Annotated in this window: 11 protein-coding genes; 9 read left to right on the forward strand and 2 right to left on the reverse strand. The window is 38.5% G+C overall.

Annotation, left to right across the window (positions count from 1 at the left end; all coding sequences use genetic code 11):
- Positions 1 to 275: 275 nt before the first annotated feature.
- The 5 genes from T498_RS0105670 to T498_RS0105690 are packed head-to-tail and all read left to right on the forward strand — an operon-like array spanning position 276 to position 6,929.
- Positions 276 to 1,340 (forward strand): branched-chain amino acid aminotransferase, encoded by a 1,065-nt coding sequence (locus T498_RS0105670; protein WP_028235080.1) that lies wholly within the window; start codon positions 276 to 278, stop codon positions 1,338 to 1,340.
- Positions 1,319 to 3,955 (forward strand): sensor domain-containing phosphodiesterase, encoded by a 2,637-nt coding sequence (locus T498_RS0105675; RefSeq protein WP_081779690.1) that lies wholly within the window; start codon positions 1,319 to 1,321, stop codon positions 3,953 to 3,955. Before T498_RS0105670 ends, T498_RS0105675 begins: the two co-directional genes overlap by 22 nt.
- Before the next feature lie 19 nt (positions 3,956 to 3,974).
- Positions 3,975 to 5,237: a serine hydroxymethyltransferase gene (gene glyA, locus T498_RS0105680; protein WP_028235073.1), complete on the forward strand. Its 1,263-nt coding sequence runs from the start codon at positions 3,975 to 3,977 to the stop codon at positions 5,235 to 5,237.
- A 23-nt stretch (positions 5,238 to 5,260) separates the two neighbouring features.
- On the forward strand, positions 5,261 to 5,938 hold the full coding sequence (hypB, locus tag T498_RS0105685) for a hydrogenase nickel incorporation protein HypB (RefSeq protein WP_028235074.1): 678 nt from the start codon (positions 5,261 to 5,263) through the stop codon (positions 5,936 to 5,938).
- Positions 5,931 to 6,929, forward strand: coding sequence for an alpha/beta hydrolase (locus tag T498_RS0105690; RefSeq protein ID WP_028235075.1), 999 nt, complete (start codon positions 5,931 to 5,933; stop codon positions 6,927 to 6,929). The genes hypB and T498_RS0105690 overlap by 8 nt, the downstream gene beginning before the upstream one ends.
- Positions 6,930 to 6,971: 42 nt before the next feature.
- Here T498_RS0105690 and T498_RS0105695 read toward each other — a convergent pair whose 3' ends face one another.
- Positions 6,972 to 7,463: a hypothetical protein gene (locus T498_RS0105695; protein ID WP_028235076.1), complete on the reverse strand. Its 492-nt coding sequence runs from the start codon at positions 7,461 to 7,463 to the stop codon at positions 6,972 to 6,974.
- A 252-nt stretch (positions 7,464 to 7,715) separates the two neighbouring features.
- Positions 7,716 to 7,883, reverse strand: a complete 168-nt coding sequence (locus T498_RS16700; protein WP_155951022.1) for a hypothetical protein — start codon at positions 7,881 to 7,883, stop codon at positions 7,716 to 7,718.
- 408 nt (positions 7,884 to 8,291) lie between these two features.
- Here T498_RS16700 and T498_RS15045 point away from each other — a divergent pair, with 408 nt between their 5' ends.
- The 4 genes from T498_RS15045 (at position 8,292) to T498_RS0105720 (ending at position 13,222) form a co-directional block, all read left to right on the forward strand.
- Positions 8,292 to 9,809 (forward strand): hypothetical protein, encoded by a 1,518-nt coding sequence (locus T498_RS15045; RefSeq protein WP_197019925.1) that lies wholly within the window; start codon positions 8,292 to 8,294, stop codon positions 9,807 to 9,809.
- A 39-nt stretch (positions 9,810 to 9,848) separates the two neighbouring features.
- Complete coding sequence (locus T498_RS0105710; RefSeq protein WP_028235077.1) at positions 9,849 to 11,372, forward strand: response regulator transcription factor; 1,524 nt, start codon at positions 9,849 to 9,851, stop codon at positions 11,370 to 11,372.
- A gap of 102 nt (positions 11,373 to 11,474) precedes the next feature.
- Positions 11,475 to 12,374: a carbohydrate ABC transporter permease gene (locus T498_RS0105715; protein ID WP_028235078.1), complete on the forward strand. Its 900-nt coding sequence runs from the start codon at positions 11,475 to 11,477 to the stop codon at positions 12,372 to 12,374.
- A complete protein-coding gene (locus T498_RS0105720; protein WP_028235079.1) occupies positions 12,374 to 13,222 on the forward strand; it encodes a carbohydrate ABC transporter permease in 849 nt (282 codons plus the stop codon). Before T498_RS0105715 ends, T498_RS0105720 begins: the two co-directional genes overlap by 1 nt.
- The last annotated feature ends 418 nt before the right edge of the window (positions 13,223 to 13,640 follow it).

Below are 13,640 nucleotides of genomic sequence, written 5' to 3' on the forward strand. Positions count from 1 at the left end.
CGCATACTTGAGTAGAAATATTCATAAAAAAGGCCCTGCGGTAATAAATATTCGCTGCTATTTATAGCAAAAAATTCACTATATTGGCAGTTACAAATATTATAGCATTCCAATTTGGACCATTCTGTGAAAACTCAGAAAGTTCAGAGAATGTTCAAAAAGAAAAATTTAGCAATTTAATGTGTTAAAGTGTTGACTGATAGAAATAAAAGTTAGATAATAGAACAAATGTAAATTAAAGTTTAATAAATATATTATCTATGCGGAGGCAAAAGATGGAAATCAGATTTGAAAAAAGGGAGCAATTAAAGGCAAAACCAGATTGGAATAATCTTGGATTCGGAAAGTACATGACAGATTACATGTTTATCTGTGATTGGGACCGTGAAATCGGTTGGCATGACGCAAGAATCGTGCCAGAGGGCCCTATCGAGCTTGATCCAGCATGTATGACATTACACTATGCACAAGAGACTTTCGAAGGTATGAAGGCATACAGAAGAGAAGACGGCAAGATTCAGCTCTTCAGACCAGAGATGAATGCTAAGAGAATGATCAATTCTAATGAGAGACTTTGCATGCCAGCCTTCCCAGTAGATGATTTTGTACAGGCAGTAAAAGCCTTAGTTAAGACAGAGGAAGCTTGGGTTCCATCTGAAAAGGATACTTCATTATATATAAGACCATTTATGTTCGCTACAGAGGCAGCACTTGGTGTACACATGGCTAAATCATACAAGTTTATGATTCTTTGTTGTCCAGTTGGTGCATATTATGCCACAGGTCTTGACCCAGTTAAGATTTTAGTAGAAAATGAATTAGTGCGAGCAGTAGCAGGTGGTACTGGATTCACTAAGTGCGGTGGAAACTACGCTGGTTCTATTGCAGGACAGGTTAAGGCTGAAAAGCTTGGTTATTCTCAGGTTCTTTGGCTCGACGGAAACGAGAGAAAGTACGTTGAGGAAGTAGGAACAATGAACATCATGTTTAAGATTGATGGCGAGATTTGGACCGCTCCTACAGTAGGCACAGTTCTTCCAGGCGTTACTAGAGATTCAATGATTCATCTTCTTAGAGACTGGGGTTACACAGTCAGAGAAGAGCGTCTTGCTATTGATGATCTTATGAAGGCTGGACATGATGGAAAGCTTGAGGAGGTCTTCGGCACAGGAACAGCAGCGGTTATCTCTCCAGTTGGTGAACTTCGATACAAGGATGACGTTGTTGTAATAAATGGAGGAAAGACCGGCGAGCTTACCCAAAAGCTTTACGATACTCTTACAGGTATCCAGTGGGGTAGACTCGAGGACAAGTATGGATGGACACAGGTTATAGAGTAAATTCAGAATTAGAAATTAAAAATGAAGATATGAAGTCTATGCAGGATGCATTTTGTAAATCTAACGACATTTACTTAATGTGTATCAGCAAGGCTCGTGGACAAATCACATCCTTCTCAGGCTCTAAGGCTGAGGAGGATTTTGTTGATGCTAATTTTAAATCTGAGCTACGACGCGAAATAATGGACTCTTTCATAGATGGAAATGTAGAGAACATTATTGAGCGTTTTGGTAGCAAGGATTATCTTATGTACAAAGGCGTTGCTATTCGTGGCAATGAAGGACATTTCCTTGGCGTATGGCTGTGCTTTGGAATTGATAAAGATACTCTTCCAGACACAGTTGAGTTGCCAGAGGGCTTAAATGTAACTACACGAGTTGCCTTTGACAAATCAATTCTTTTATTAGAAACTCTCACAAAATATTATTTTGCTGAAAAAATTAAAACCCAGGCATTAAAAAAACAATTAAATGACGAGAAGAATAACGAGTACGAGATTAAATACAAGCTTAAGAAGAACGAAATCATGACAGAAATCTTGCGCATGATGGAGTCGGATAATTCCTTCTCAAAGATTTCTGAGGACATATTGCAGGAAGCTGGCAAGTATATGGTTTGTTCCAATACGGCATTGCTCCAAATATCAGAAAATGGCATTAATGTTGATATGATTTCGGAATGGAGTGATACTGAGGAGGATGCTTTAATAGCAAAGTTCCAGGAGATTCCTTTGGTAGAGCTTCCATTTATGAATGGCAAGCCATACACCATTTCTTCAGATGCCAATCTTCCAGAAGCATTTGAAATATTTTTCATCAAGTATGGAATCAGAGCAGCAATTTTTTTGCCTATCAATGTTAATGATTCAGCAGCTATGTATTTATGCTTCCTGTCATTGGGCAAGGATAGAAATTGGAGTGTAGATGATTTGCGTTTTGCAAACGACATCAAAAGAATTCTGCACACAATTCTTCTCAAGAAGATTACAACAAATTCTCTTGCAAGTTCTTATAATGCCTTAGAAGCTATACTACAAAATGCTGGATATGGCGTTGTGGTAGTAGATTTGGCGCAAAAGCAAATGCTATACACCAACGATACATTTGGCATTATGTTTGATAATGAATTAGATAGAGCAGCTATTCAGGAAATTGTTTTCGATGAAAAGTATAATCTACCTGAGCTTAATGGATATGCCGCAAATGCCTCTGGCAAATGGTTTGACATATCTATCAATTCACTTAAGTGGGTAGATGGTCGTGATGCAAGAATGCTCACTTTCTACGACATCACTGATTTAAGACTCTATCAGAAAAAGGTTGAAAAACAGGCCCAGGAGGATACTCTTACAGGGCTTTACAATAGACAGGCCTGCGAAAAGGATATATCAATGGAGTTCCATGTTGCCAAGAAGCTTAAAAAGAAGTTTGCAGTGCTGATGGTGGACTTGGACGATTTTACAAGTGTCAATGAAGGCATGGGATATAAAGTCGGTGACGATTTACTAGAGTATGTGGCTCATAGTATTAATGATATTTCTTATATTAAGGGCAAATGCTATCGTGTTGGCGGCGATGAATTCGCAGTATTGGTAGAGCACGATAATTACGATAATCTCGAATTCATAATCAAGAGAATTATGAATTTGTTTGAAAATCCTTGGACATTAAATGGACAGGATTATTACTGCACAATGAGCATGGGATGCGTAAAGGCACCTGAAGATGTAGAGGATGCTACAGATATCCTCACTCGTCTTAACATCGCAGTTCATAGTGCTAAAAACAATGGCAAGAATAGTGTTGAATTTTACAATGAAAAGTCAAAGGCTGTTGCCACAGAAAAGGTCAAAATGGATCAGGCTCTGCGCAAGGCTGTAGATGATGGCTGCAAGGAATTTGAAGTCTACTTCCAGCCGGTTATGGAGTTTGTTGACGGCGTTTCAAGATGCTGTGGAGCAGAGGCCTTAGTCAGATGGAATTCACCTGAATACGGAATGGTTTTACCAGACCAATTCATTATAAATGCAGAGCAGTCACGTATGATTGTTGCAATAGGCTATCATGTGCTGGAGGAGGCTGTTAGGGCTTGTAAGCACTGGAATGATTTTGGTCATCCAGAGTACAAGGTAAATATCAATCTTTCCGTTGTTCAGCTTACACAAAACGATATATTAGAAAAAATTAAATCAGTGATAGATGATACATCTATTGATCCTAAAAATATTACCTTTGAAGTTACCGAATCACTTGCCATAGAGGATATGGATTTGATGATTAAGATACTTAAATCTATCCGCAAGCTTGGCTGTAGAGTTGCACTTGATGATTTCGGAACAGGTTATTCGTCACTAAATTATATAAGGACAATGCCTATTGATACAATCAAGATTGATAGAGCGTTTGTGTCTGATATGAATAAGGATAATTTTTCTGAAGTGTTTGTAAAAACTATTTCTGAGCTTGCTGATTCTCTCAATGTAGATGTATGTGTTGAGGGCGTCGAGGTCAACGAACAGGTTAACATGATAGGAAGATTTTCCGTTAATCTTGCACAGGGTTACTACTTCGATAAGCCGCTTGAAAAAGCAGACTTTGAGAAGAAATATTTATAAAAGAAAGGTATAGGGAATAATGTACACATTAAAGGACATCAGAAACACAGATCCAGAGATTGCTGAGGCTATTGTTAAAGAGTTTAACCGTCAGGCAGAGCACATTGAGCTTATTGCTTCTGAGAACTGGGTGTCTCCAGCAGTTATGTCTGCTATGGGCTCAGTACTTACTAATAAGTACGCAGAAGGTTATCCAGGAAAGCGCTACTACGGTGGTTGTGAGGAAGTTGACGTTGTAGAAGAGCTTGCAATCGCTAGAGCAAAAGAGCTTTTTGGTTGCGAATATGTTAATGTACAGCCACATTCAGGTGCTCAGGCAAACATGGCTGTTCAGTTTGCTGTATTACAGCCAGGCGACACAGTTATGGGTATGAACCTTGATCACGGCGGACATTTAACACATGGTTCAAAGGCCAACTTCTCTGGTACATATTTCAATATTGTCCCTTATGGAGTTAATGATAATGGTTTCATCGATTATGATGAGGTTGAAAGAATTGCTCTTGAGTGCAAGCCAAAGATGATTATTGCAGGTGCTTCTGCTTATTGTCGTAAGATTGACTTCAAGAGATTCAGAGAAATCTGTGATAAGGTCGGAGCTGTATTATTTGTAGATATGGCACACATTGCCGGTCTTGTTGCAGCAGGTGTACATGAAAGCCCTGTTCCATATGCAGATATCGTTACAACTACAACTCACAAGACACTTAGAGGCCCAAGAGGCGGTATGATTATGGCTACAGCTGAAGCCAATGAGAAGTACAACTTTAACAAGGCTGTATTCCCAGGTATTCAGGGTGGCCCTCTTATGCATGTAATTGCTGGTAAGGCAGTATGCTTCAAAGAGGCTTTATCACCAAGCTTCAAGGAATATGGCAATCAGATAGTTAAGAATGCTCAGGCTCTTTGCGAAGGACTTAAGTCTAGAGGAATCAAGATTGTTTCTGACGGAACAGACAATCACCTTATGCTTATCGATTTAACACCTTTTGAGTTAACAGGAAAGGTTGTTGAAAAGCTTTTGGACGAGGCTCACATTACTGCTAATAAGAACACTATTCCTAACGACCCTAAGTCACCATTTGTTACATCTGGTATTCGTCTTGGAACACCAGCAGCTACTACACGTGGACTTAAAGAAGATGATTTTGATAAGGTAGCTGAGGCAATCTCTATTGTTATTAAAGAGCAGGAAGCTGGCGTAGAGAAGGCTCGTGCTATCATTAAAAAGCTTACTGACAAGTATCCACTTCCAGGTGAGGCTGAGTTTGTAACAGAATAATCGTTTTCAATTTGGGAGCAATTATGCTAGATTACAAAATTATCGAAGTTAAACAAAGTATCTTTGAAGATAATGATGCTGATGCAAAAAAGCTCAGAGCTGAGATTAAGGAGCAGAATACATTTTTAGTCAATCTAATGTCTGCTCCTGGCTCAGGCAAGACTAGCACATTATGTCAGACTATAGCCCGTCTTAATGGTGATATGAGCATAGGTGTAATGGAGGCGGACATCGATTCAGATGTTGATGCTGCCACTATTACAAAGGCTGGTGCTAAAGCAATTCAGATTCATACTGGAGGCATGTGCCACCTGGATGCAGATATGACTCGCCAAGGTCTTCGAGAGCTTGGAACAGAGGAACTGGATTTAGTTTTTCTTGAGAATGTAGGCAATCTGGTATGTCCAGCGGAGTTTGACACTGGAGCATCAAAAAATGTTATGATTTTATCGGTTCCAGAGGGAGATGACAAGCCACTAAAATATCCACTTATGTTTTCTGTTTGCGATGTGGTACTTATTAATAAGTGTGATACACTTCCTGTATTCTCAGATTTCTCGAAAACGCTAGTTGAAGAAAGAATCCACAAGCTAAATCCTAGTGCTTTAGTCATTTTTATCTCCGCAAAGACTGGAGAGGGCATGGACCAATGGATAGATTGGTTAAGGGGAGAAGTAGCTAATTGGAGGCAGCATGAATAAAATTTACTTATTCGCCAATGGTTTTGGTGAAACAATACGAACTCTTATAGTTGCATATTTCATCCTTACTTTAGTATTTACCATTTATTCTATTGCTAGAATGTACTATATAGAGCATCGTTCCAATGATGTAAAGGCAGGAAGAGCAAGAGTAAAAGCCCTTCAGGCAAATGGACGCTTAATGCAATTTCCTGTTTACTCTATGGAAGAGATGGCAAAAGATAAACATAAGCGCGATGTAAAGCTTACATTTTTCCCATCAGATAATCCTAAGGATCAGCGCTTCTTAATGATTCTTCCAGGCGGGGGATATGCACATCTTTGCACAAAGCAGGAGGGATATCCTGTTGCAGCTGCCCTTAACAGAATGGGAGTGAATGCATTTGTACTTGAATACAGAACAGGTCGTGACTGCGAGCCTTTTGCACCAATGGAAGATTTGGGTACAGCTCTTACATTTATTCAGAATAACCTTGAAAGATTCGATGTGGTTATGGATGGATATGGTTTGCTAGGATTTTCTGCCGGAGGCAACTTAGCAGGAATTTTTGCAAGCAAAGAGCATGGATTTGCAGATTATGAAGTGCCTAAACCAGCTACAGTAATTTTAGGTTATCCATGGACTTGCGTTAATGATTGGCTTCACCATCCTTATTGGAACATTTGGATTGGACTTCTTGGAATATGGCTTAGCAATCGTGGAAGCTTCCACATGTTTGGCCTAAGACATATTAGAAAGGGGAGAGAGCTTTTAGATGTTCAGAAATACATCGATGAGAGTTACCCACCTACATTTATGTATTCGGGCTCGTGGGACGTGTTGGTTCCTGCAAGCCGTCATGCTGATGTCTTTGATACCGCTCTTGAAAAGAACGGCATTAAGCATATATATGAAAAATACTTTGGTGTACCTCATGGCATTGGTCTTGGGCTACACACAAAAGCTGAAGGCTGGCTTGATAGAGCAGTTGAATTTTGGAATGAACAATAAAAAAATCCAGTTAGGTAAAATTCCTAACTGGATTTTTTATATTTATGCGGCTTTCTTATTAGCTTCTGATACTTCGTTTGTCTTCTTTTCACGGAAAATGCTACGGAAGATAAGTCTTACAAATGGTCCACAGTAGAATAACTGATAGAGAAGAGCCATAGGGAAATTCATAGCCCAAGTCTGTACCCAAGTACCAAATGTCTTTGTGTCTTTGAAAAGGATAGTAGCTACAAGGCTCATTACTGGACACATGATGCAGCAAATGCAAATTGAAATAGCATATGTGATGAACTGAGGTCTATCTGTTGGACGAACGACTGTAAAAGCAAGGCCTTTTGCAATCTTACCAACAATGAAGAACTCTAAGATAAATGCGATAGGCACCATGATTGGAAGCTCATGTACTGCGGCTATAAAAGTGGCTCCTGAAACACCTCCCATGTTAAGCGCTACATTGTAAACAACCATTCCATAAACCATAATGGTTGCCATAATAATAGTATAAACTACATCCTGAAATTTGTTTTTTGGCATAAAAAAATCCTCCTTTAGATAATGAATAACAGAAATAAAAAAGTGTTGTTCGTTATCTTCCAGAGGAAGTGCGTTTCCAATTTAACCATATTATTTAATTGCGAAAGCAATTGTAACATGATTTTGAACAAAATGTAAGTGTAAAATTTGTTAATTTTTTTAACTGCCTATGGCAATCTGCTCGCATTCATAAAATATGTAAGCTTCGCTTACTAGAACGCTGCGAGATTGCTTGCAGCAATCTGCTCGCATTCATATTATTCCTAAATTCTTTATTAATTCATCATAGGATTCTGTGGTCATCATATATTTACTTCCATCTGAGGTGCATACAGTATGATTGACGGGTTCCACTGCAGTCACCTGCTGTAAATTAATGTAAACGAATTCCCCGGATACAGTTGTAATCTCAAAAAACATCTAATCACCCTCCTCATTTTTTATATTATGTGGACATTATAACTAGAAAATGTTTCAGCATTGTGAAATTAGATAGAACAGCGATAGAACAGCCGTTAAATTCCTGTGTAGCCCAGCTTCAACCTAAGATTTTTCTTGTGGTTTGCGATTTTAAAGCACAGATTAAAGATATTTTCTTTTTTCCTTTTATAATATGAATACTTTTGCCGCTGATTATTTAATTCACAGGTCTTAAAGTGGAGAAAAAACTGTGAATAATCTGGGGTAAAGCGGTGAAATTGTGGTATGCTATATTCCTCTTCATTACACATTTTGCAAATCATAAGGTAACTGTCATCTTATATTCACCTAACCTACAGATTTTATTGGTAAAAATAGTTTATCAATTGAAAGAGATGGAGGGACAGTATGAAACATAAATTATTATCCAAGCTTTTAGTAGGAACAATGGCTGCATCCATGGTATTTGTAGGCTGCGGTTCAAATGCAGATTCTACGGCAGAATCAGTTGAAGTGGCAGACGAAGCAGCCGCTTCTGAAGATGGCGCGTCAGCCACAGCGACCACAACTGCGCTTACAAGAGATGACATAACAATTAACGAAACAATTGAAAACTCAGAAGACGGCGCTCATGCAATTGAGGCTTCTGGTACAGAAGACAGCTATAGTAATGTAGAAGTTATTAAGACTGGCGACTCTGATCTAGGGGATGAAGCAGATTTCTATGGAGATAATGCAGCGGTATTTGCAACAGATGGAGCAACACTGGATTTATCTGAAATTGTTGTAGATACAAATGGAACTCATGCCAATGCTGTGTATAGCTATGGTGAAGGAACTACAGTAAATATTTCAGATTCCTATATTACAACAGCAGGTAATTGCTCTGGCGGTCTTATGACAACAGGCGGAGGCACAATGAATGCCAGCAACCTTATTATAGAAACAAGTGGTAACTCATCTGCGGCTATTCGTTCAGATAGAGGTGGCGGCACAGTAACAGTTACTGGAGGAAACTATACTACATCAGGAACAGGTTCGCCGGTAATCTATTCCACAGCAGATATTACAGTTTCAGATGCAACACTTACATCAACAGCATCTCAGGGCGTTGTTGTTGAAGGCGATAACTCTGCTACTTTAAATAATGTAGTGCTAAACGCAGATAATAATACAAAGAACAGTGATAACTCTGATTATTATCAGGCAGTAATGATTTATCAGTCTATGTCTGGTGATGCAGATGAGGGAAAAGCTGAGTTTTCTCTAGTTGATAGTACACTCAACAACGAAAACGGCGATATTTTCTTCATTACTAATACAGTAGCAGACATTAATCTTGAAAATTCTACAATAGTCAATAATGATGACACAGGAGTCTTGCTTAGAGCTTCAACTGCAGGCTGGGGAAATGAAGGAAGCAATGGCGGTCAGGTCAATGTTTATGCCGTAAGCCAGGCCTTAGATGGAGATATGGTGGTAGATGATGTATCTGCAATGAATCTTTATTTAAGGGATGCCTCTAACTATACAGGTGCTATCAATGCAGATGGCGAAGCCGGAGAAGTTTATGTAGAAATCACAGATGGTTCAACATGGACTCTAACAGGTGATTCATATATTACAGCCCTTAGCTGCGATACAGATAGCATTAACTTAAATGGCTATAAGCTTTACATCAATGGCGAGGAATATACAGAAGGCTCTGAATCAACAGGCGAGGCAATTGAGCTTACTAGTGGAAGTGGATCAGGTGCACCAGATGGAGCAATGCCAGAGGGCGGAGCACCAAACGGTGAAATGCCAAGTGGCGAGAAGCCATCTGGAGAAGCACCAAGTGGTGAGAAACCCGATGGTGAGGCCCCAAGCGGTGAGAAGCCTAGTGATGCAAAAAATAAGAAACTGTTGAAGTTCTTCATGCTTTGAATATACTTTTAATTAAGACTTTATTTATTGGGAGAAGGTATGAAGGTACTTATAGTTGAGGACGAAATTAGGATTCGAGAGGGGCTTGTAAAACTAATAGAAAAAATTGATAGTGAATTTGAAGTTGTGGGCGAGGCTGTTGATGGGGCCAGTGGTCTTGAGATGTGCAAAGAGCAACAGCCAGATATAATCATTACTGATATTAAAATGCCTAAAATGGATGGACTTCAGATGCTTTCAGAAATATATGGTTCAGGCCTAAAGTCGAAAGCGATTGTCATCAGTGCATATTCGGAATTCGAATATGCAAGGGGGGCTATGAAATTAGGGGTTACAGAGTACTTACTCAAGCCTATATCGCTTATGGATTTTTCAAAGGCTATAAACAATATTGCGGAACAAATATATGAGGACAGAAGAAAAAAGCCTGAGCAGGTGGGAACACTTGAACAAATAGTAAGAGACATAATGTTTGGGCACACAAAGGTTTCTTCTGAAACAATCGATTATTTGGATAATGTTTATGGCATAGATAAGAATCAAAAGTTCCTAATAATATGTGCTTACATGGGGAACTCTTTTGATGAGAAGAGGGAGTTAGGATACAAATTTTTACGACAGGCCTTTTCCGGTTACAAGGATATTAAATATACATTGCTGGAATCCCAGTATCATAAGTCTATTGTTATGTTGCTGTATTCTTATGAAGATGGTCATGATATAGAGCGCTTTATACAATATCAGCTCTTAAATCAGGCTGGCGGAGATTTGGTTATAGGCTGTGAAGAGATTACCGGACTGGATTCGTTGACGGTTGGATTGAGCGATTTGTATCCATACATGGACTGGAACATTTCTTTTGAGGAAGGCATAGTTATTTCTTATCCAAAGATTACACATGTGCAAACAACAATTTGCATTTATCCTATTGAGCAGGAAAATGAAATCAAATCAGCAATTTTTGCACGCGACGAAAAACGAGTACGACAAGTCTTTAACAGATTCCATGAGTCATTTAAAGATGGTAAGATTTACAACCCAAGAGAATTAAAAGAGTGCTATGTTCGTTTTCTATGGACTGTTTTGGAAGTAGGAAAGGAATCGGGCTGTAGAGCCGAAGGAACAATCCAAAGGCAAAAGCTGCTTGATAAGATAATGAATTCCAAGACAACTCAAGAGCTGGATGATATATGCAATGAAGTTCTATCATCCTATGAGTTTACAGAGCAAAAGACTACCTCAAATCATCTGGTGGTTAGAAAAGCTGAAGGATTAATACATGAATTCTATAATACTGGCATTACGCTGGATGAGATTGCAGGTAAGCTAAATATTACTCCAGAATATCTTGGTACTCAGTTCCACAAGGAGACTGGAAAAACTTACAGTGCATATATTAAAGATTATCGAATAACAAAAGCAAAGGAGCTTTTAATCAGTACAAGTTTAAAACTATATGAAATAGCAGATAAGGTTGGATATCAGGATCCTAAGTATTTCAGTAAAGTGTTTAGAGAAGTGACAGGCCAGCTCCCTGCTGAATATAGAAGAACAATTAAATAATCGTCCTTTGATAATTCCTCTTTTTTTAGATTTGTCACATTTTGTATTTTTGCTAATGAAAATACAATAAATGTGACAAACAAAGAAGGAGGAATTTTTATTATGAAAAAAATAAAGGAATTCTTTAGATATGACAACATTGGCCTGCTGTTTATCTTACCGGCATTTATCTATATGGCTGTATTTGTTGGATATCCAATTTTAAGCAATATTGGATTGAGCTTTCAGGATGTATCTGTAAGAAATCTTGCAAATGGGGATAAGCACATTATTGGTCTTGCAAATTATGTAGAGATATTCTCAGATGAGGTATTTAGAAAGTCGCTGTTAAATACATTGATATTCACAGTTGCCTGCCTTGTATTTCAATTTCTAATTGGTTTCTTTTTGGCACTATTCTTTAACAAGAGATTTAAAATTGCAAAGCCTGTCAGGGGCCTTCTCATGATTCCATGGATGATGCCTATGACAGTTACAGCGCTTATGTTTAAATTTATGTTTTCAACAGATGTTGGAATTATAAACTATATTTTAAAGAGTATTGGCGCTATAAATGAAAATATTGAATGGCTAACAACACCAGGTACTGCTATGGCAGCAGTAGTAATCGCAAATATTTGGATTGGTATTCCATTCAACACAATTCTTCTTTCCACAGGTCTTACTACCATTCCACAGGAGCTTTATGAGAGCGCATCGGTGGATGGGGCTAACAAGTTTCAAAAGCTAATTAACATTACATTACCTCTTCTAAGACCTACAATCGAATCTATTCTGGTATTAGGATTCATTTATACATTCAAAGTATATGATTTGGTATATGTAATGACAGAAGGTGGACCTGTTAATTCAACACACCTTTTATCAACCTATTCATACAAGTTATCATTTGATATGTTCCAATATAGCAAGGGCTCAGCCGTAGCAAATGTATTGTTTGTAATATTGCTGTTAGTTGGAATGGTTTATATAAAAATAACAATGAAGGGAGAGGAAGAATAATGGAATCAGAAAAGAGATTAAGTAAAAGAGAAAATACTATTTGCTGTGTGTTAGCGTTAATTCTTTTGATAATACTTTTATTTCCTTTGTTTTGGACATTTATTACATCTTTAAAAACAGAAAAGGAAATATTCCAGATACCACCAACCTGGTATCCACATGTACTTAATACAAAATCATATGCAGCGCAAATTGAAAATGGCGATTTCAATATGTTTTCTTCATTCTTCAATAGCTTTGCAATTTCAATAGGGGCAATGCTAATTGCTGTAATGCTTGCTGTGCCAGCTTCTTATGCTATTGCAAGATATAGATTTAAGGGAAGAAAGTTTATGCTTTTATTCTTCCTTGTAAGCCAAATGTTACCAGTATCAGTGTTGCTTACACCAATGTTTATTATGTTTAAAGGCATAAATGTTTACAACACATGGGCATCAGCTATTTTGGCAGATGCAACAATAGGAATTCCTTTTTCTGTGCTGATTTTGAAAAACTATTTTGCATCTATTCCTGCAGCTTTAGAGGAAGCAGCATATATTGACGGATGTACCCGATTATCTGCCTTCTTTAGAATATTGGTACCTGTAGCAAAACCAGGTGTTATCGTATGTGCGGTATTCTCTTTCTTATACGCCTGGGGCGATTTAGCTTATGGTATGACTTTTATTTTGGATCAGAAAAAGCGCCCTATCACAGCCGGAATTTTCAACTTTATGGGCCAGTACGGTACTAAATGGAGTTACCTTACGGCATTCGCAATCGTTGCCATTATTCCAGTAGTGCTTATATTTGTATTCATGCAGAAATATATTATAAGCGGAATGACAAATGGTGCTGTTAAAGGATAAAAAAAGACAGATTGAATAATATCATTCTTGCGGATTAGCGGTAGTATTATTAAGATTAAATCAGGAGTTTTGCATTGCAAATCTCCTGATTTTTCGATGTGCGCCTAGCGGCGCACGTTTCTAACGGGTTCAAGTCCCGAATCCACCCGGTAGTGGGAAGGATATAGCCGAAGGCAAGGGTGTCCGCCGCGAGGTGGAATCTGAAGGAAGCTGGATGTGGGGAACATACTAACCCACGGGCAAATCTCCGGTCTGACGTACAGAAATCTCATACGAGGTTATGCATGAGGGTAAGGCTGCATCACAAGTCGAAGCCCAATAACTACACGGAATCATGCATGATAAATGAGGCAGATAGATGGAGAGGAAGAAACGTGTGGTACCTAGGGAGGTCTGTGTGAAACGCTCCGAAAGGAGT

This window comes from Pseudobutyrivibrio sp. MD2005 (assembly GCF_000621865.1).
Classification (GTDB): domain Bacteria; phylum Bacillota; class Clostridia; order Lachnospirales; family Lachnospiraceae; genus Pseudobutyrivibrio.